Raw genomic sequence first — 18,508 nt, forward strand, 5'->3', positions numbered from 1 at the left:
GCTTCTTCTTGATCGCGAGACAAAATGGCCGCATCAAACTCATCCATGATACCGACTTGAAAGAGACGTTCATTGATGGTCATTCCAGCCAGTTTGCTCATAATCGTCTAGAGGCCCTATAACAGCGTATTCAACGAACACGTTCGTATAACACGCATTCGTATAATTCCAACCAAAACGAGTTTTCCTGAACGAAAAAACCTATATAAAACAAAGCATAGCAGGAAACCCCACGGCTACCGCCGGAGTTATACACCCACCCCGGCATGCGTCTTTCCACCCCCCGGGGGGCGTATAACTCCAAAACAACCAAAACGCTGATTCAACCATATCAGATACTTACACTGCTTTCTCGCACGGTTTCTGGGATTTTGCGAACGAGTTCGTATAACTCCACGCCGCAGCTTCCGTTGACTGCCAGCGCACGCTAAATATACTGTACATAAATACAGTCAAGGAGATTTGTGATGGATATGGATATCCCCTCCCCCTTGCCAGCAGCTCCTGTGAGGTTTCTGGACAGGCTACGCGGCTTCATTCGTATGCGCGGGCTTGCCTATAAAACTGAGAAAACCTACCTGTTCTGGATCAAACGGTTCATTCGTTTTCATGATCGCAAACACCCGGAGACGATGGGCGCCTCAGAAGTGGAGGCATTCCTCTCGCATCTGGTCCTGCAGGCAAACGCCAGTGTGGGCACGCAGAGAGTGGCGTTGAATGCCCTGGTTTTCCTGTACCGAGAATTCCTCGGCGCCCCGCTCGAAAATCTGAATTATGAGGCCGCGCGCAAGCCACGTAAGCTGCCAACGGTTTTCAGCCCCGAGGAGGCCAAGGCCGCCATTGGCAATATGAAGGATGAATTCCGGCTGATAGCCATGCTGATTTACGGTTCAGGCCTGCGGATCAATGAGGTCTTGCGTCTTCGCGTCAAGGATGTGGATTTTGGGATGCAGCAACTGGTGGTTCGCAGCGGCAAGGGAAACAAGGATCGCGTCACACTGTTACCCGACTCGCTGATTCGCCCTCTTACTCAGCAAATTGAATCCGCGCTGCTGCAGCATGCCAGCGACCTGGCCAAGGGCTACGGCTCGGTGTACCTACCCACGGCGCTCTCTCGTAAGTACCCGAACGCAAGCCGGGAACCCGATTGGCAGTATGTTTTCCCGGCCACAGATTTCTCCGTAGATCCACGCTCAGGTATCCAACGCCGGCACCACATGCTTGATCGAACGGTTCAGAAGAACTTTCGGAAAGCCATTCGATCTGCCGGTATTCGAAAGCCGGCAAACAGCCATACGTTTCGGCACAGCTTCGCCACTCGACTGTTGGAGTCCGGGTACGACATCCGAACCATTCAGAAGCTGCTCGGACACGCCGATATACGCACCACGGAGATCTACACCCACGTTGTCCGCAAAGGCGGCTTTGGCGTTCGCAGCCCGGTAGACGACGGCTTCTAGCTTTCCCAGTTGCTGGCCGGTAGTCGTTTTACATGGATGTGGCTGATCAGCCGGATCGTGGGGCGAACCAGGAACTGGAAACTGCCGATGATGAACAGCCAGATTGCCGCTTTCTCATATTCGGGGAACAGGAACAGGATGCTGCCCGCCAGAAACCAGATGGCGATGAAGAAGTCGTTGATGATGCTCAGCACTTCGTAGCGGCGACGGATAATCAGTTCTTCATGACCCAGCTTGAGAGTCAGGGGGCTGTCGGTGCGGTCGTCAACCATGATGCGTCTTGGTCCGGGAAAGCGGGAGGCAGTGGCGGAAAGGGATTCCGCCACTGAAGGTGTTAGTGCATGTCCCGGAAGGCCGCATCGGTCTTGGCCGCCATGACGAAGTCATTCTTGTGCAAACCGCCGATGGCGTGGGTCCACCAGCTCACGGAGACTTTGCCGTACTCAAGAAGGATGGCGGGATGGTGGTCTTCCGCTTCGGCCAGGTCGCCCACTTTGTTGGTGAAGGCCTGGGCCTGGGCAAAATTCTTGAGCTTGAACACCTTGTGCAGCTGTTCCTCGCCGTCGGTCTCCACGATTTCCCAGTCGGGAACCTCCTTGTGCAGGGACTGCTTTTCAGTCTCGGAAACCGTTGGCGCACCCGCACGGCAAGCTTCACAGGATTGCTGGGTTAATTCGCTCATCCGTTACCTCCGACGTTGTTTCATTCCCCCCTACTCTGGGCTTCATGTCTGGCTTTATCAACCGGGGTGCAGCGCTCTTGGTCGTTCAGCAACGTGTGCGCAATTCCGCACCCCGCTAAACACGAGATCCGGAGCCGGCCTTTTCAAGCTTAACCGCCACCTTGGGCCATAATAATAATCGTGGCAGGGGCACCTTGTGGCTCCTGAGCCCCTGCGGAGCGGACACAATCATGAATACAGACAGAGCCGAATGTGGCCACCTGACAGAATTCTCAGCACAGCTCGCCCGGCAATTGGACGCGTTCCTGACCTTTCAGCACCCCGATGCCATGCAGCAGGCCAATGCCTGGCGTCTGGCGCTGGATCAACCGGTACCGGAAGAAGGCATTGGTATCGAGAAGGTCCTGATGGAGCTGGGCCAATGGGTGATTCCCAATGGTTCCCCAATTCCCTACCCGGGCTGCACGGCGTTCATCACCACGGGCGCGACAACCATCGGCGCACTGGCAACACTGGCGGGTGCGATTGCGTCGCCCCAACGCCTCGGACTTACCGCCTTCAATCTCCTTGAGGAGCTTTCCCTCGATTGGATGGCCCGGATGTTCGAGCTGCCAGACACCATGAAGGGGCTATACAGCAGCGGCGGCTCGGTCGCCAATCTGGTGGCCCTGGGTGCGGCCCGGCAAGCGGCCTTCGAGAATGTGGGCATTGACCCGGCCAGGGAGGGTGTCGTCCGGCAGTGCCGCCTTTACGCCTCCGCCGAGTGCCATCACTCAGTCCAGCGCGCCGTCGCCGTGCTGGGAATGGGCCGACACTCGGTGTGCAAAATCGAAACCGACGACCAGGGCCGGATGTGTCCGGCGGCACTGCGACGGCAACTCGTGGCCGATCAGGAAACGGCCCTGTTACCGGTGGCCGTGATTGCCAACGCCGGCAGCACCAACCGGGGTGCCATTGATCCGCTTCGGGCCATTGGTGACATCGCCCGCGCCCATGGCCTCTGGTTTCACGTGGACGGCGCCTATGGCCTGCCTGGCATTCTCGACCCCCGCGTTCGGCACCTGTATGCGGGGTTGGAACTGGCGGACTCCGTGATCGTGGACCCACACAAATGGCTGGGTGCTCCCGTCGGTATCGGGGCCACCTACGTGAAGGACCGTGAGCTGCTGAACCGGGCCTTCACCCAGGAAGCGGCCACCTATCTGGAGGGAGCCTGCACCACCGAGGGTGTGTCGCATTCCATGGATAACCTGGGCATCCCCTACGCAGACATGGGCGTGGAACTGTCTGCGCCGTCCCGAGGGGCGGTGGTCTGGGCCCTGATTCGGGAGATAGGTATAGCCGGTCTGCGGGAGCGCATCATTCGCCACAACGACCTTGCCCGGCATGTCGCCGAACGGGCCCGGACGCACCCGGACCTTGAGGTTGTGTCGGCCCCCACCCTCTCGATCTGCGGATTTCGTTATCTGAGCGAGCGCTGGGATGACCTGAACGACCTGAACCGCCGCATTCACCGGCGCATCGTGCAGCGCGGCCTCGCCATTCCCAGCACAACCATGGTGAATGGTGTGCTGGCAATCCGGCCCTGTTTTGTGGGCGCGAGAACCGGACTGAAGGAAGCCGATGAACTCGTTGATGAGGTTCTGACCGTGGGCCGGGATGTGGCCAAAATGAGCGACGACCCCGCTGGCTGAACTATAATTTAAGGAACCCTGGCGTACCCCGATCCGGGTTAGGGCGTCTTTCTCTCAAGAGACGATCAGGAGAAGCATCATGGGTACGCTCTACAACAGCATCCTTGACACCATCGGTCACACACCGACGGTGCGTATCAACAACCTTGGCCCCAAAGGGGTCAATCTGTACGTCAAGATTGAAGCCTTCAATCCCATGGGATCGGTCAAGGACCGCCTCGCCCTCGGCGTGATTGAGGACGCGGAGCGTCGCGGCGAACTGAAGCCCGGCCAAACCGTGGTCGAGGCCACCAGCGGCAACACTGGCATCGGCCTGGCTATGGTCTGCGCCCAGAAAGGTTACCCCCTGGTGGTCACCATGGCCGAAAACTTCAGTGTCGAGCGACGCAAACTGATGCGGTTCCTGGGCGCCAAGGTCGTGCTCACGCCTGCCTCGTTAAAAGGCTCCGGCATGGTGGCCAAGGCCGAAGAGCTGGCCCTGGAGCATGGCTGGTGGCAACCCCGGCAATTCGAGAATCCGGCTAACGCCGCGGTGCACGAACGCACCACCGCGGTTGAAATCCTGGACGATTTCGAGGGCGTCGGTCTTGATTACTGGGTGACCGGTTTCGGCACCGCCGGCACGTTAAACGGCGTATCCCGAGTGCTGAAACGTAAAAGCCCGGGCACCCGCATTGTGGTCTGCGAACCGGATAATTCAGCCATTCTCGCCAGCGGCATTGCCCAACCCCGGAACGCCAGCGGTGATCATTCCGAAAGCCATCCGATGTTCCGCCCTCACCTGATGCAGGGCTGGTCACCGGATTTCGTGCCCAAGCTCGCCGAAGAAGTGATGCAGGCCCACAACATCGACGAATTCCTGCCCATCAACGGAAACGATGCCCTGCAGTGTGCCCGGGACCTGGCCCGCCGGGAAGGGATCTTTGTCGGCATTTCCGCCGGAGCCACCTTTGCAGGAGCCCTCAAGGTGGCCGAGCGGGCTCCGGAAGGGAGCAACATCCTGTGCATGCTGCCAGACACTGGCGAGCGCTACCTGACCACCCCGTTGTTCGAGGATGTACCCGTTGAAATGACAGAGGAAGAGATGGCGCTGTCACGCTCCACCCCCAACTACCGGTTCGATATTACTGTGCCCCAGGCACCGCCTGCTCCGAGCCAGCCGGTCGAACTCGATCCCGAAGCGGTGGAAGAGGTTGAAGCACTGATCAGCGATCCGGACCACCCGGTGATCATGTTCGCGCTGGAATGGTGTGAGTTCTGCTGGTCGGTGCGCAAGGTGTTCCGGAAGTACGGCATCGACTACAAAGCGGTCGATCTGGATTCGGTGACCTACCAACAGGGCAACCGGGGCGGGCAGATTCGCGCGGTACTGAAAGAAAAAACCGGCTGGACCACCCTGCCGCAGATCTTCATCAACGGCGAGTTTGTTGGCGGCTGCACCGATGTCTTTGACCAGATCAAGGACGGCTCCCTGCTGCCCCGCCTGCAAAGCCAGCACATTGGCTTCAATCCGGACGTTCACGTGGATCCCTACAGCATGTTGCCGGGCTGGCTGCACCCACGCTGATTTCGGGTCACACCATCCTTGAAATCCAGCCACTTTCAGAATACTGTATATTTAAACAGTATATTGAGAGTTTTCCCATGAGCGAGCTTCTGAAAACGCTGATGCAGGATGCCCGTGTCTGGCAGGGGCACCAGCATGTACAAACCTCCCAGCCAGCGGAACCCACCGGCTACCAGGTTCTGGACAACCAGCTCGGTGGTATCGGCTGGCCGCGAGGCGCACTGAGTGAATGCCTGCTGGACACCCCCGGAATTGGTGAACTGCACCTGTTGCTGCCCCTGATGCAACGCTTATCCCATGCCGGCAAGACCGTGTTCTGGCTGAATCCGCCGCATACGCCCTACGCCCCGGCACTGGCGCGGGAAGGCGTGAATCTGGACCAGGTGGTCATGATTCACACCGAGGACGACGGCGATTTCCTCTGGACCCTGGAAAACTGCCTGCGCTCGCCCGTCACCGGGCTGGTGATGGCCTGGCCGGGCAAACTGGCCTCGCGGGAAGTCCGGCGTTTACAGCTGGCCGCGGAAGCCGGCAGCAATGTGTGCGTGCTTTTCCGTGAGCGCCGCTATGCCGGGCAAAACTCCCCCGCCGCCCTGCGGCTCGAACTGGAACCCGGCGAGCAACAGGATTTGAAGGTCAATATCGTGAAGCGCCGTGGCAGCTGGCCCGGCCAACGTTGCGCCCTGGCCATGTCGCACCGGGCAGACCTGTCGTTCCGTGAAGCACCCCGAGTGGTTCAGGGCCCCTGGCCTACCTCAACCCGGTAACAGCACCATGCTCTGGTTATACCTGCACTTCCCGCACCTGTTGCTGGATCATATTCGCCGGTCCCGCGAAGACACGGGCGCACTGGTGATTGTCGAAGGTTCCGGGCAAAAGGTGATACAGGCCTGCCCCGATGCCCGGGACCAGGGCGTACACGCCGGCATGCGCCTGAAAATCGCCATCAGCCTGGTGCCCGAACTGGGTATGGTGCGGGCGGATCATCAACAGGAAACCCGGATTCTGGAAGACCAGGCCCGCTGGCTGTACCGCTATGCCGACCACATTGTGCTGGTGCCGCCGGATGGTCTGCTGGCGGAAATTGCCAGCCTGCAACGCCTGTATGGCGGCTTGCCTGCGGTCTGGCAGACCGTGGAGCAGGCACTGGATGAACGCCAGCTGACGGCCTGGCCCGGTATTGGCCATACCCCACTGGCGGCCCGGCTGATTGCCCGCACCGGCAAGGGCGAATGTACCGAAGACAGCGGCCACATCCTGCGCGCCCTGAGCCAGATGCCACTGCTGGCGGCAGAATTTGATGCCCGCACCTGCACCCGTCTGCAGCGGCTCGGGCTGACCACACTGGGCGAAGTCTTCGACCTGCCGGCGGCCGAACTGGCCAGGCGGCTCTCCCCTGAAACCCTCGCATGGGTCCAGAAAATCCAGGGCTCACGGCCAGACCCACAGTCCCCTTGGCGGCCACCCCACCACTTCCAGCAGCAGGCGGACTTTGTGCAGGAGATCGAACAGTCCCAGGGACTGCTGTTTCCGCTGCAACGCATTCTGTCGGAACTGGAAGAAGACCTGTGCTGGCGCCAGCAGGAGACCGACAGCCTGTTACTGATACTCCACCACCGGCACGAAGAACCGACCCGCCTGCGCATCCGCACTTCCGGTCCGGAACACCGGGCTGAGGCGTTTCTGAACCTGATGCGCCTTCGCTTTGAACAGCAGCCTCTGAGAGCCCCGGTGATCTCGCTGCGGTTGTCCGTAAAGCGCTTTCTGGGGCGCGAAGCCCCCACCGGACAGGATCTTCTGGGCGAGACTCAGGATCTGAACGAAGCCTGGCATACCCTGATGAGCCGGCTACAGGCCCGGCTTGGAGATCATGCCCTCAAGCAGCTTTCGCCCCAGGCCGACCATCGCCCGGAACGGGCCTGGAGCGCGTCCGCCGTTCAGCGCAACAACCGGCCGGAGGTAACCCCGGCCAGCCAGCTCCCCCGCCGCCCCCTGTGGTTACTGCAAGGGCCGCAACCACTCACGGAAGCGCCAACCGCATGGTTTGCCGGGCCGGAACGCATCAGTGGCGGCTGGTGGGACGGCCAGCGGGTGCACCGAGATTATTACATCGCCCAACTGGGCAACGGCCAACTGGCCTGGGTGTTCCGGGATGTCCGGGACGGCTGGTTTGTGCATGGGTGGTTTGGCTGATGAGCGAGCGGTCCTATGCCGAACTGTTCTGCTTCAGCAACTTCACCTTCCTGACCGGTGCCTCCCACCCCCAGGAGCTGGCCGAGCGGGCCGCCGAACTGGGTTATACCGCCCTGGCCATCACCGATGCCTGCTCGGTGGCCGGTATTCCGCGCGCCTGGGCCGCCCTGAAGGGCAGCCCGGTGAAGCTGATCACTGGCAGTTGGTTTGAACTTCACGACGCTCCGCCCGGTGCCAGCGTACCCCGGTTCATTCTTCTCGCCCGCACCCGCAAGGGTTACGGTCAGCTGTGCCAGTTGATCACCACCGGCCGGCGCCGGGCCGAAAAAGGCCAGTACCAGGTGCTCTTCCGGGATCTGGAACCCCACCCGCTGGATGACTGCCTGTGCCTGTGGCTCCCCCCTTCACTGGCGGAAGCCGACGCCGATCAGGCCCTGGCCGGTGGCGAATGGCTGCAACGGCTGTTCGAGCCACGGTTCTGGATTGCCGCCGCCCGCACCCTGGAATCCGGCGAAGAACAGCAACTGGCCCGGGCCCGCTGGCTGGCCGACCAGTTACGCTGCCCGATCACCGCCACCGGCGAGGTGCACATGCACAGCCGGGAACGCCAGCCATTGCAGGACGTGCTCACCGCCCTGCGCAACCACACCAGCCTGGAGCAGGCCGGCCACTGCCTGTTCCAGAATGGCGAACGTTATCTGCGGCCCTTACCGGTTTTGCGACGCCTGTTCCCGGACACCTGGCTCCGGGAAACCCTCCGGATTGCGGACCAGTGCACCTTTGAACCCGGCAGCCTGCGCTACGAATATCCGCCGGATCTGGTGCCGGAAACGGAAACACCCGCGGCTTACCTGAAACGGCTGACCCGCGAGGGCGAACGCCGCCGTTACCCGAACGGCACCCCCCTGACCGTGCAGGCCCTGATCCGCAAGGAGCTGGCGCTGATCTCGGAGATGAAGTACGAACACTACTTCCTTACCATTCACGACATCGTCGACTTCGCCCGCAGCCGGGACATTCTCTGCCAGGGCCGGGGCTCGGCCGCCAACTCTGCCGTCTGTTACTGCCTGGGCATCACCGAAGTGAACCCGGCCCGGGTCGAGCTGCTGTTTGAACGCTTCATCTCCAAGGACCGGAACGAGCCCCCGGACATCGACGTGGATTTCGAACACCAGCGCCGGGAAGAGGTCATCCAGTACATTTACCAGCGTTATGGCCGGGAACGGGCGGCACTGGCGGCCACGGTGATTCGCTACCGCCCTCGCAGTGCCATCCGTGATGTGGGCAAGGCGATGGGATTTGACCCCGCTCAGGTGGAGCAGTTGCTCGAGGGCATCGACTGGCGCGACAAGGCCACCGGCTGGCGCCAGCAGGTGCTGGACAAGCGCCTGACCCGAAACCCGAAAGTGGCGGACCAGTTCTTTGCCCTGGTCAACACCCTGCTGGGCTTCCCGCGGCACCTGTCCCAGCATGTGGGCGGGTTTGTCATCAGCTCCGGCCCGCTGGCCGAACTGGTGCCCGTGGAAAACGCCGCCATGGCCGACCGCACCGTGATCCAGTGGGACAAGGACGACCTGGAAAGCCTGGGCCTGATGAAAGTGGACGTTCTCGCCCTGGGCATGCTCTCGGCCATTCGCCGGGCACTGGAACTGATCAGCGAACAGAAGGGCCTGCCATTCCGGATGCAGGACATTCCCCAGAAAGACCGGGCCACCTACGCCATGCTCCAGAAAGGCGACAGCATCGGGGTATTCCAGGTGGAATCCCGCGCCCAGATCAACATGCTGCCCCGGCTCAAGCCGGAGACCTATTACGACCTGGTGATCGAAGTGGCGATCGTACGCCCCGGCCCCATTCAGGGCGACATGGTGCACCCGTACCTGCGGCGCAAGCACGGCCTGGAACCGGTGGACTACCCCAACGATGCCATCCGCAAGGTGCTTGAGCGCACCCTGGGGGTACCGATTTTCCAGGAGCAGGTGATCAAGCTGGCCATGGTTGCCGCAGGCTTTTCCGCCGGCGAAGCAGACCAGCTGCGCCGGGCGATGGCCGCCTGGAAGTCCCACGGGGATCTGACCCCGTTCCGGGACAAACTGGTCACCGGTATGCTGGAGCGGGGGCACAGTGCCGACTTCGCCGAACGGCTGTACCAGCAGATCTGCGGGTTTGGCGGTTACGGCTTTCCCGAATCACACGCCGCCAGTTTTGCACTGCTGGTGTACGTCTCCGCCTGGCTCAAATGCCACCACCCGACCGCTTTCTACTGCGCCCTGCTCAACAGCCAGCCCATGGGCTTCTACTCGCCCTCACAACTGGTTCAGGACGCCCGGCGCCACGGGGTTAACGTATTACCGGTGGACGTGAACCACAGCCAGTGGGATCACACCCTCGAAGGCCCGGACCAACACCTCCGCCTTGGCCTCCGGCTCATCCAGGGCCTGTCCTCCGCGGGCGCCGAACGGCTGTGCCAACAACGCCCCGAGCCGGGTTACCGCTCAGCCAGCGAACTGCGCAACCTCGCCAGCCTCCAGCAACGGGACATGGAACTGCTGGCTGGCGCCAACGCCATGCCAGCGTTTACCGCCAACCGCCATCAGGCCTACTGGCAACTGCTGGGCCACGAACAACCCACCGAACTGTTCGCCGAAGAAGCGCCGGCCAGCTACCAGCCGGAGCCGTGCGAACAGTTGCCGGAACCCACCGAGGGCCAGAACGTTCTCGCCGACTACGCCAGCCAGGGCCTGAGCCTGCAGCGCCACCCACTGGCCCTGCTCCGGGAGCAAGGCCATCTCCGGTTCTGCCTCAGCGCCGAACAACTCCAGACCACCAAAGCCGGCATCCCCGTGCAGGTCGCCGGTCTCGTCACCGGCCGGCAACGCCCCGGCTCCGCCTCCGGCGTTACCTTCGTGACCCTCGAAGACGAAACCGGCAATGTGAACGTCGTAGTCTGGCTGGAAACCGCCCGGCGGCAACGGAAGCCGCTGTTAACCGCGCGCCTGTTGCATGTGAAGGGAGTGCTTGAACGAGAGGGGAACATCGTTCACGTGATGGCAGGAAAACTCTCGGACCTGAGTCACCTGATCAAAACCCTTCCCGTCAGCTCCCGGAACTTTCATTAATGGAAAGGTTACCTCGCGTTACCCGGGAAGCTCGAAGAGTCGGTGTGAGCCCTCCTTTCAGGAATGTTGCAGGCCATGGATGGCCGGAAACAAGCGCACATGGATGTGCTCGTAGCGGTTCCTGAAAGGAGGGCTCACACCGACTCAAACTCCCAACTCGCAGTCCTGAAACAAGAAAACCCCGCACAAAGGCGGGGTTCTCGGTACTGCAGGGGCAAGAAGATCAGCTAAGCAGCTTGATCATCACACCAGCAGCAACCGCAGAGCCGATAACACCAGCCACGTTTGGACCCATGGCGTGCATCAGGAGGAAGTTCTGCGGGTTAGCTTCCAGACCAACCTTGTTGGAAACCCGCGCCGCCATCGGCACCGCGGATACACCGGCTGAACCAATCAGCGGGTTGATCTGCTCTTTGCTCAGCTTGTTCATCAGCTTCGCCATCAGAACACCCGACGCGGTACCCACACCGAAGGCAACAATACCCAGGCCCAGGATACCCAGGGTCTGGCCATCCAGGAACTTGTCCGCCATCAGCTTGGAGCCAACGGACAACCCCAGGAAGATGGTCACAATGTTGATCAGTGCATTCTGGGCCGTATCGCTCAGACGCTCGACCACACCGCACTCGCGCATCAGGTTACCGAAGCAGAACATACCCAGCAGCGGCGCTGCGTCAGGCAGGAACAGAACCACGGCAATCAGAACCACCAGTGGGAAGATGATCTTTTCTTTCTTGCTGACCGGACGCAGCTGGGTCATCTTGATGGCCCGCTCTTCGTGGCTGGTCAGCGCCTTCATGATCGGCGGCTGAATCATCGGAACCATCGCCATGTAAGCGTAGGCGGAGACCGCGATTGCACCCAGCAGATGCGGCGCCAGTACGCTCGCCACATAGATGGAGGTCGGGCCGTCCGCGCCACCGATGATACCGATGGCAGCCGCTTCCAGAATGTTGAATTCCAGAACGCCGGTCCAGTCCAGCAAGGCCGCACCAATCACGGTACCGAAGATACCGAACTGGGCCGCAGCGCCCAGCAGCATGGTCTTCGGGTTCGCCAGCAGAGGACCGAAGTCGGTCATCGCGCCTACACCCATGAAGATCAACAGCGGACCCACTGTGCTTCCGATAACCACCGAGTAGAAGTTATAGAGCATGCCGTTGCCATACCCGAAATCCTGGGCAATGGAATTCGCCATCGCCATTTCGGAATAGCTCGCCTCTTTCACCGCCACCTTGAAGGCTTCCTTCAGTTCCGGCGTCACCGCCTGACCGGCCTGGTAGGCAACGTCCAGCGGGGCTGCCAGAGCAGCGAGAATCTGAGTCGCTTCGCTCTTGAGCGCGAAGTGGATGGCATTTTCTGCCGCAGTCAGGGCAAGCCCTGCCTCCGGAATATTCGCCAGAATGCCGCCGAACCCGATGGGTACCAGCAGCAATGGCTCAAAACCCTTGCGAATCGCAAGGAACAGCAGAAGCAGGCCGATGGCAATCATCACCACCTGGCCGGGTTCTATATTGAACAGGCCACTACCTGTCCAGAGCGTCATTAATTTATCCATGGAATGCTGGCCCTTATGCGATTGTCAGCATTTCATCATCAGGGGAGACGGCATCACCGACCTTGATGAAGACTTCGCCGATGGTACCGGCTTTCGGTGCGCGAACCTCGGTTTCCATCTTCATGGCCTCGAGGATGATCATCACATCGCCCTCTTCAACCACGTCGCCTGGAGAAACCAGAACCTTGAAGATGTTGCCACCCAGAGGTGCAACCACGGGTTCACCTTCACCCGCCGCAGGTGCCGGCGCAGCGGCAGCAGCAGGCGCGGAAGCAGCACCGCCCTCACCCTGGATCTGGGTGATCTCGCCACCTTCGGATACCGCCACCACGAACTTCTTGCCGTTCACTTCAACGGTGTAGGTCTCCGGACCTCCGGCCTTCTTGGCAGGAGCCGCGTCTTCGGCGGTCGGAACCGGCTCGAACGCATCCGGGTTGCCACGGTTTTCCAGGAACTTCAGACCGATCTGCGGGAACAGAGCGTAGGTCAGCACGTCGTCGACGGTGTTTTCCGCCAGCTTGATGCCCTTCTCCTCCGCCAGTTTCTTCAGCTCTTCAGTCAGCTTGTCCATTTCCGGCTCGATCAGGTCTGCCGGACGACAGGTAATGACTTCCTTACCATCCAGAACACGCTCCTGCAGTTCCTTGTTGAACGGTGCCGGCGCAGCGCCGTACTCGCCCTTCAGGATGGCGGAGGTTTCCTTGGAGATGGACTTGTAACGCTCGCCGGTCAGAACGTTCAGTACCGCCTGGGTACCCACGATCTGGGAGGTCGGCGTTACCAGCGGGATGAAGCCCAGGTCTTCGCGAACCTTGGGAATTTCGTCCAGAACCTGATCAAACTTGTCGCTCGCGTTCTGCTCACGCAGCTGGTTTTCCATGTTGGTCAGCATACCGCCCGGCACCTGGGCAATCAGGATGCGGGAATCGGTACCACGCAGGCTGCCTTCAAACTTCGCGTACTTCTTGCGTACCTGACGGAAGTAGCTGGCGATTTCCTCGAGCAGGTTCAGGTCAAGGCCGGTATCCCGGTCTGTGCCCTCGAGAATGGCAACAACCGCCTCGGTGGGCGAGTGGCCATAGGTCATGCTCATGGACGAGATGGCCGTATCCACGTTGTCGATGCCCGCTTCCGCAGCCTTGATGGCCGTAGCGGTGGACATGCCCGTGGTGGCGTGACACTGCATGTGGATCGGGATATCCAGCTCTTTCTTCAGGCGGCTAACCAGATCGAAGGCCACGTAAGGCTTCAGGATACCCGCCATGTCCTTGATCGCGATCGAGTCCGCGCCCATGTCGGCAACTTCTTTCGCCATTTCAACCCACATGTCGATGGTGTGGACCGGGCTGGTGGTGTAGGCGATGGTGCCCTGGGCATGCTTGCCAGTCTTACGAACGGCCTTGATGGCACGATCGAGGTTACGCGGATCGTTCATCGCGTCGAAAATACGGAACACGTCTACGCCGTTCTCGGCGGCGCGCTCACAGAAACGGTCTACCACGTCATCCGCGTAATGACGGTACCCCAAAAGGTTCTGGCCACGCAGCAACATCTGCTGTTGGGTGTTGGGCATGGCTTTTTTGAGTTCGCGGATGCGCTCCCAGGGATCTTCGCCCAGGTAACGGATGCAGGAGTCGAAGGTGGCTCCACCCCAGGATTCCAGAGACCAGAAACCGACCTTGTCGAGTTTCTCGGCAATGGGCAGCATGTCATCAAGCCGCATTCGGGTGGCAAGCAGGGATTGGTGGGCGTCACGCAGGATAACGTCCGTAATTCCCAGCGGTTTCTTTGTGTCAGTCATCGTGTCAGCCTTCTGTTTAAAGGTTCTATCTATTACCGGCTCACTTCTTGTGGCGCGACCGGAATTGTGCAATCGCCTTCTTGATGGCCTCGGCGGTATCGGGGTCAACCGGCGTTGGCGCCTTGGGCTTGGCACGTGGCGTTTTGGCCGGGGTTGCCGGCTCTGGCGGCGCAAACCGTCCTATGAGTTTGGACATGAGCAGTGTCGCGAATACCAGAATGATCAGGAATACGAACACAAACCCCATGCCCGCGATCATCAGATCTACGGCTTGTGACATCAGGTTATTCATATTGAATAGCTACCTGCTTTAATGGTTTGTTGATTTCCCCGATTTGCCTGGCCGGACCAGTTGGACTAAGGTCTAAGGTCCTGCCAGAGCAATTCGGGAGGCAAAATCCTGCGTAATTTACCGTTTTAGCCTGCAGTGAGCAACCTAAATGCAAATGGCTATACGGAGTTTCCGAGCCACCCGGCCCTCATTGACAAGTTTGCCGCATACCGGCCGAAGCCCCGTCTCATGCGTACCGGACGCGGATTTTTCGCCCTTTGATACGACCGGCTTCCAATCGCTTCAGCGCCTTGGCGGCATGACTTTTGTCAATTGCCACGAAACACTGGAAATCGAAGAGGTCGATCTTGCCCACCGCGGAGCCCGGAATCCCGGCGTCGCCCGTGAGCGCCCCCAACACATCGCCCGGACGGATCTTCTCTTTTCGACCGCCGGCGATGCATAAGGTTTTCATGGCCGGCTCAACCGGTTTCCTGGGTACCGCCATCAAGGCCTCAGTGTCGCCCCAGCTCACAGTCTGGCCACGGTCCGATTCCAGCCGGCTGATCTTGTGGCCCTTGGCGGGCGTGCAGAAGGTAACCGCAAGGCCCTGCTCCCCTGCCCGGCCAGTCCGACCGACCCGGTGGGTATGCACTTCGGGGTCCCGCGCCGGTTCGGCGTTGATCACCAATGGCAGGGATTTGATATCGAGCCCCCTGGCGGCCACGTCCGTCGCCACGAGGACCGCGCAGCTCTGATTACCGAAACGGACCAGCACACTGTCCCGTTCCCGTTGCTCCAGGTCGCCATGAAGAGCCAGCGCGGAAAACCCGTTCTGGCGCAGGTCATCCGCCAGCTCATCGCATTGCTGTTTGGTGGTGCAGAATACGATGCAGGACGATGGCTCACGCTCGGACAACAGCGCCATTACCGCATCGTGAGCGGTGCCAGGCGCAATCTCATAAAACAGTTCGTGAATATCCGGGTTGCCCTGCACGGCCTCGGCCCGGACATCCTCTGGCTCTCGCTGATAGCGCGCGCTGAGCTTCCGTATCGCGTCCGGCCAGGTCGCTGAAAACATCAGGGTCTGACGGGACTCCGGAGTCTTGCCCAGTATGTCCTCCATGGCTTCCTCGAATCCCATATCCAGCATCCGGTCCGCCTCATCCAGCACCACGGTATTCACCCGATCGAGGGTGAGCGTCCCTTTTCTCAGGTGATCCTGAATCCGGCCCGGTGTTCCAACCACAATATGAGCACCGTGACTGAGGGAACCGATTTGCGGGCCGATTGCAACGCCGCCGCACAGCGTCAGGATTTTCACGTTATCCCGGGCCCGGGCCAGCTCCCGGAGCGCTTTGGCCACTTGATCCGCCAGCTCCCGCGTGGGACACAGCACCAGCCCCTGAACCGCAAACAGCCGGGTATTCAGGTGCTCAACGAGCCCGATGCCGAAAGCCGCCGTCTTGCCGCTCCCGGTCTGGGCCATGGCGATCACATCCCGTCGGGCGAGGCAGTGAGGCAAGGCTTTCGCCTGGATTTCGGTGGGCTGATCAAACCCAAGCTGCTCAAGGTTGGAAGTCATGGCAGCGGAAAGACCAAACGTTTTAAAGGACGGCATACAAGAAAATCCTGAAATCGGCGAACACGGGTGATGGAGGCAAAATAATGAGGGCGTATACTAGCGCATCAGGATACCAGAGTTTGCCACCAATTAACGGAGTTACTAATGGCGTCCCTACAGGATCAGCTACTGAAAGCCGGACTGGCTGACGAGAAAAAAGCCAAGGCCATTCGCACCGAAAAGCGAAAAAAGCGGAAATCCCAACCCAAAGGCGCTGTGCAGGAGAACGAGGCCGAAGTACGCGCCCGCCAGGCCCGCGCAGAGAAAGCCGAACGGGATCGTGAACTCAATCGCCAGCGCCAGCAGGAGGCCGAAAAGAAAGCGATCCAGGCTCAGATTCGCCAACTTGTCGAAACCAATCGACTGGACCGCAGCCGGGGCGAGACCTCCTACCAGTTCGTTCACGACAAGAAGATCAAGAAGATTTTTGTCGACGACACCATGGTTGACCAACTGTCCCGTGGACGCCTCGCCATCGTGTGTGTGAATGACAGTTACGACATCGTTGCCGAAGGCGTCGCGAGGAAAATCATGGAGCGGGATGAGAGCGCCGTTGTGGTTCTTCATGACCGAAAAACCGACGATGTCGGCGAAGACGACCCCTATGCGGCTTACGAGATCCCCGATGATCTGATGTGGTAACGCAATACCCCATAAGGCTGGGCAGTAGCGCCCAGCCTTTTCTCTACAATGCTTCCCTGCGCCTTATTCAGTGGAGCCTGTGACGCTCAAAGATCTCAAGGATCTCTCTTTCCGTCTCCGCAGGAACACTGACTTTTACCACCCTGGCTTCTTCGTCAATAAAGATATTGTCTCTGGGGATACCCGAGGCGATCAGATCGTCCCAAGTGTTCTTGGCCTGATCATGATTGTCATAGGCTCCATTAACGGTTTTATTCATGGGACCAACTCCTTTCACAAATGACCTTCCTATTTAAAGAATAGCCATCGACAGCTGAACTGCTCAATTTTTAACCACCCCGAAGTTGATCTGTGACAAACCCACTTCCTTTTGAACACAGCAAACCGCGACAGCCCTCTTTTTTTCAACCTGGTGCAACTATTTCGCCTCCCGAAACGCATTACCTGGGCGTTAGCTCGCAAAAAACTGTCATCTAAAGTTATTTCGGGGAGTTACCATGAACCATAAGATCAGGAAGTCATTGTTCGTCGCCGCCATCGCGTCCTCTCTGGGGCTTGCGTCCGCTGCCCATGCAGGACACACCAACCATGTCCTCAGCACGCAACTGAGCGCCAAAGAACTGGTTGATACCAAAGGCGACAGCAACGGTAAGGGCCACGCTCACGTCTTTGGCATCGACGGCGACCCCACAACACTCTGCTATGTCATTCAGGTTGAAGGCATCCAGACTGTTCCGGTGAAAGAAGGCATGGCCGCTCACATCCACGAGGCCGGTAAAGGCATGAACGGCGCCCCCGTGGCGGCTCTGGCCGGGCCTGAGGATGGCGACGCAGCAGACTGCCTCACCGAAGGCGAAAAAGGTAAGTTCCCGACGGGGGAAGCAGGTATCGTGAAGCGGATTCTCGAGAATCCGGCCGATTTCTACATCAACATCCACAACCCGGAACACCCGGATGGGGCCATTCGTGGCCAGTTGATGGGCCCTCATGGCATGAAGATGTAAAAACCGTCAGGCAATAAAAAACCCCGCTCATTGGCGGGGTTTTTTATTGATATGGCGCGGCTGGGAGGATTCGAACCTCCGACCGCCTGGTTCGTAGCCAGGTACTCTATCCAGCTGAGCTACAGCCGCTTGAAACAGGGGCAAGTTCTGAAGTAATGGCGCGGCTGGGAGGATTCGAACCTCCGACCGCCTGGTTCGTAGCCAGGTACTCTATCCAGCTGAGCTACAGCCGCGCATCAATCACTTGCCTGGTTGAATGCTACTTCAACCTGCTCTCGCTTTCCGGATGGAAAATGGCGGAGAGGGAGGGATTCGAACCCTCGGTACGATTGCTCGTACGGTTCCTTAGCAGGGAACTGGTTTCAGCCACTCACCCACCTCTCCTTGAGAACGGGGCGTATACTACCATAATTTTTCTGTTTTCATAGGGTTGACAGGCGATTTTTCCATCCCGATTTACCCGGCGATAAAAAAAGCCGTTCAGGTCTCCCTTGAACGGCTTTTTATCTCTCAGCTATTGCCAGGCTCCGGCTCTTCCGAGCCTTTTTCCGACTGTATACGCTGGTAGATTTCTTCACGGTGTACCGCGACTTCCTTCGGGGCATTCACGCCAATGCGTACCTGATTCCCCTTCACTCCGAGCACGGTTACGGTGATTTCATCACCCACCATCAGAGTTTCGCCAACGCGGCGAGTCAAAATCAACATATCCCTTACTCCCTATCCAGAGCTACCTGTTCCGACAAATGATTTTTTATTTACTATCGCATTTATAGCGGGGCCACTGACTGATCAAAAGACGCACATCCCCTTATACGGTTCCGCTTTGTCATAGGCTCAGTAAATGACTCCCTTATTCAAGGAGGTCCGACAGATCGACCTGATATCTGCTT

General features: G+C 59.5%; 16 protein-coding genes and 3 tRNA genes. 8 read left to right on the forward strand and 11 right to left on the reverse strand.

The genetic code is table 11. The features are described from left to right. Positions 1-464 precede the first annotated feature (464 nt). On the forward strand, positions 465-1,460 hold the full coding sequence (locus tag KXD86_RS18220; protein WP_376770989.1) for an integron integrase: 996 nt from the start codon (positions 465-467) through the stop codon (positions 1,458-1,460). Here the strand turns inward: KXD86_RS18220 and KXD86_RS18225 are convergent. Both KXD86_RS18225 and KXD86_RS18230 read right to left on the reverse strand, forming a co-directional pair. Then, positions 1,457-1,732 carry a YrhK family protein gene (locus KXD86_RS18225; protein WP_218637570.1) on the reverse strand — a complete coding sequence of 92 codons (276 nt, stop codon included), beginning with the start codon at positions 1,730-1,732 and terminating at the stop codon, positions 1,457-1,459. The two genes, KXD86_RS18220 and KXD86_RS18225, sit on opposite strands and share 4 nt — an antisense overlap. Positions 1,733-1,794: 62 nt before the next feature. Further along, complete coding sequence (locus KXD86_RS18230) at positions 1,795-2,142, reverse strand: 4a-hydroxytetrahydrobiopterin dehydratase (RefSeq protein ID WP_218637571.1); 348 nt, start codon at positions 2,140-2,142, stop codon at positions 1,795-1,797. Between the two features lie 230 nt (positions 2,143-2,372). Between KXD86_RS18230 and KXD86_RS18235 the strand changes: the two genes are divergently transcribed. The 5 genes from KXD86_RS18235 (at position 2,373) to KXD86_RS18255 (ending at position 10,715) form a co-directional block, all read left to right on the forward strand. Next, positions 2,373-3,836, forward strand: a complete 1,464-nt coding sequence (locus KXD86_RS18235; protein WP_218637572.1) for a pyridoxal phosphate-dependent decarboxylase family protein — start codon at positions 2,373-2,375, stop codon at positions 3,834-3,836. Between the two features lie 79 nt (positions 3,837-3,915). After that, entirely contained in the window at positions 3,916-5,403 is a 1,488-nt protein-coding gene (locus KXD86_RS18240) for a pyridoxal-phosphate dependent enzyme (protein WP_218637573.1), read from the forward strand. A 77-nt stretch (positions 5,404-5,480) separates the two neighbouring features. Further along, positions 5,481-6,170: a translesion DNA synthesis-associated protein ImuA gene (imuA, locus tag KXD86_RS18245; RefSeq protein WP_218637574.1), complete on the forward strand. Its 690-nt coding sequence runs from the start codon at positions 5,481-5,483 to the stop codon at positions 6,168-6,170. A gap of 7 nt (positions 6,171-6,177) precedes the next feature. Next, positions 6,178-7,596 carry a Y-family DNA polymerase gene (locus tag KXD86_RS18250; protein ID WP_218637575.1) on the forward strand — a complete coding sequence of 473 codons (1,419 nt, stop codon included), beginning with the start codon at positions 6,178-6,180 and terminating at the stop codon, positions 7,594-7,596. After that, positions 7,596-10,715, forward strand: coding sequence for an error-prone DNA polymerase (locus tag KXD86_RS18255; protein WP_218637576.1), 3,120 nt, complete (start codon positions 7,596-7,598; stop codon positions 10,713-10,715). Before KXD86_RS18250 ends, KXD86_RS18255 begins: the two co-directional genes overlap by 1 nt. Positions 10,716-10,938: 223 nt before the next feature. Here KXD86_RS18255 and KXD86_RS18260 read toward each other — a convergent pair whose 3' ends face one another. From KXD86_RS18260 to dbpA, 4 genes are all read right to left on the reverse strand, one after another. Then, positions 10,939-12,273: a sodium ion-translocating decarboxylase subunit beta gene (locus tag KXD86_RS18260; RefSeq protein WP_376770990.1), complete on the reverse strand. Its 1,335-nt coding sequence runs from the start codon at positions 12,271-12,273 to the stop codon at positions 10,939-10,941. Between the two features lie 13 nt (positions 12,274-12,286). Next, complete coding sequence (oadA, locus tag KXD86_RS18265; RefSeq protein WP_218637578.1) at positions 12,287-14,074, reverse strand: sodium-extruding oxaloacetate decarboxylase subunit alpha; 1,788 nt, start codon at positions 14,072-14,074, stop codon at positions 12,287-12,289. Positions 14,075-14,114: 40 nt separating this feature from the next. Continuing rightward, entirely contained in the window at positions 14,115-14,366 is a 252-nt protein-coding gene (locus KXD86_RS18270) for an OadG family protein (protein WP_218637579.1), read from the reverse strand. Between the two features lie 226 nt (positions 14,367-14,592). Further along, on the reverse strand, positions 14,593-15,966 hold the full coding sequence (gene dbpA / locus KXD86_RS18275) for an ATP-dependent RNA helicase DbpA (RefSeq protein ID WP_218637580.1): 1,374 nt from the start codon (positions 15,964-15,966) through the stop codon (positions 14,593-14,595). 108 nt (positions 15,967-16,074) lie between these two features. Between dbpA and KXD86_RS18280 the strand changes: the two genes are divergently transcribed. Beyond that, positions 16,075-16,611 carry a DUF2058 domain-containing protein gene (locus KXD86_RS18280; protein ID WP_218637581.1) on the forward strand — a complete coding sequence of 179 codons (537 nt, stop codon included), beginning with the start codon at positions 16,075-16,077 and terminating at the stop codon, positions 16,609-16,611. 67 nt (positions 16,612-16,678) lie between these two features. Here KXD86_RS18280 and KXD86_RS18285 read toward each other — a convergent pair whose 3' ends face one another. Then, the gene (locus KXD86_RS18285; protein ID WP_218637582.1) at positions 16,679-16,870 is read right to left on the reverse strand and encodes a hypothetical protein; all 192 of its coding nucleotides are present in this window, start codon (positions 16,868-16,870) and stop codon (positions 16,679-16,681) included. Between the two features lie 238 nt (positions 16,871-17,108). Here KXD86_RS18285 and KXD86_RS18290 point away from each other — a divergent pair, with 238 nt between their 5' ends. Continuing rightward, entirely contained in the window at positions 17,109-17,615 is a 507-nt protein-coding gene (locus tag KXD86_RS18290) for a CHRD domain-containing protein (RefSeq protein WP_218637583.1), read from the forward strand. Between the two features lie 52 nt (positions 17,616-17,667). Here the strand turns inward: KXD86_RS18290 and KXD86_RS18295 are convergent. The 4 genes from KXD86_RS18295 to csrA all read right to left on the reverse strand — a co-directional run bounded on the left by KXD86_RS18295 (position 17,668) and on the right by csrA (position 18,323). Then, positions 17,668-17,744 (reverse strand) — tRNA-Arg (locus KXD86_RS18295). 27 nt (positions 17,745-17,771) lie between these two features. Beyond that, positions 17,772-17,848, reverse strand: a tRNA-Arg gene (locus KXD86_RS18300). A gap of 61 nt (positions 17,849-17,909) precedes the next feature. Then, a tRNA-Ser gene (locus tag KXD86_RS18305) sits at positions 17,910-17,999 on the reverse strand. A 126-nt stretch (positions 18,000-18,125) separates the two neighbouring features. Then, positions 18,126-18,323, reverse strand: coding sequence for a carbon storage regulator CsrA (gene csrA, locus KXD86_RS18310; protein WP_007155535.1), 198 nt, complete (start codon positions 18,321-18,323; stop codon positions 18,126-18,128). Between the last annotated feature and the right edge of the window lie 185 nt (positions 18,324-18,508).

The sequence above is a fragment of the Marinobacter arenosus genome (assembly GCF_019264345.1).
Classification (GTDB): Bacteria; Pseudomonadota; Gammaproteobacteria; order Pseudomonadales; family Oleiphilaceae; genus Marinobacter; species Marinobacter arenosus.

Excerpts from the sequence above, each read along its gene's own strand:
- KXD86_RS18225 (WP_218637570.1), bottom strand. The coding sequence starts at position 1,732 with ATGGTTGACGACCGCACCGACAGCCCCCTGACTCTCAAGCTGGGTCAT.
- KXD86_RS18230 (WP_218637571.1), bottom strand. The coding sequence starts at position 2,142 with ATGAGCGAATTAACCCAGCAATCCTGTGAAGCTTGCCGTGCGGGTGCG.
- KXD86_RS18235 (WP_218637572.1), top strand. The coding sequence starts at position 2,373 with ATGAATACAGACAGAGCCGAATGTGGCCACCTGACAGAATTCTCAGCA.
- KXD86_RS18240 (WP_218637573.1), top strand. The coding sequence starts at position 3,916 with ATGGGTACGCTCTACAACAGCATCCTTGACACCATCGGTCACACACCG.
- imuA (WP_218637574.1), top strand. The coding sequence starts at position 5,481 with ATGAGCGAGCTTCTGAAAACGCTGATGCAGGATGCCCGTGTCTGGCAG.
- KXD86_RS18250 (WP_218637575.1), top strand. The coding sequence starts at position 6,178 with ATGCTCTGGTTATACCTGCACTTCCCGCACCTGTTGCTGGATCATATT.
- KXD86_RS18255 (WP_218637576.1), top strand. The coding sequence starts at position 7,596 with ATGAGCGAGCGGTCCTATGCCGAACTGTTCTGCTTCAGCAACTTCACC.
- KXD86_RS18260 (WP_376770990.1), bottom strand. The coding sequence starts at position 12,273 with ATGGATAAATTAATGACGCTCTGGACAGGTAGTGGCCTGTTCAATATA.
- oadA (WP_218637578.1), bottom strand. The coding sequence starts at position 14,074 with ATGACTGACACAAAGAAACCGCTGGGAATTACGGACGTTATCCTGCGT.
- KXD86_RS18270 (WP_218637579.1), bottom strand. The coding sequence starts at position 14,366 with ATGAATAACCTGATGTCACAAGCCGTAGATCTGATGATCGCGGGCATG.
- dbpA (WP_218637580.1), bottom strand. The coding sequence starts at position 15,966 with ATGCCGTCCTTTAAAACGTTTGGTCTTTCCGCTGCCATGACTTCCAAC.
- KXD86_RS18280 (WP_218637581.1), top strand. The coding sequence starts at position 16,075 with ATGGCGTCCCTACAGGATCAGCTACTGAAAGCCGGACTGGCTGACGAG.
- KXD86_RS18285 (WP_218637582.1), bottom strand. The coding sequence starts at position 16,870 with ATGAATAAAACCGTTAATGGAGCCTATGACAATCATGATCAGGCCAAG.
- KXD86_RS18290 (WP_218637583.1), top strand. The coding sequence starts at position 17,109 with ATGAACCATAAGATCAGGAAGTCATTGTTCGTCGCCGCCATCGCGTCC.
- csrA (WP_007155535.1), bottom strand. The coding sequence starts at position 18,323 with ATGTTGATTTTGACTCGCCGCGTTGGCGAAACTCTGATGGTGGGTGAT.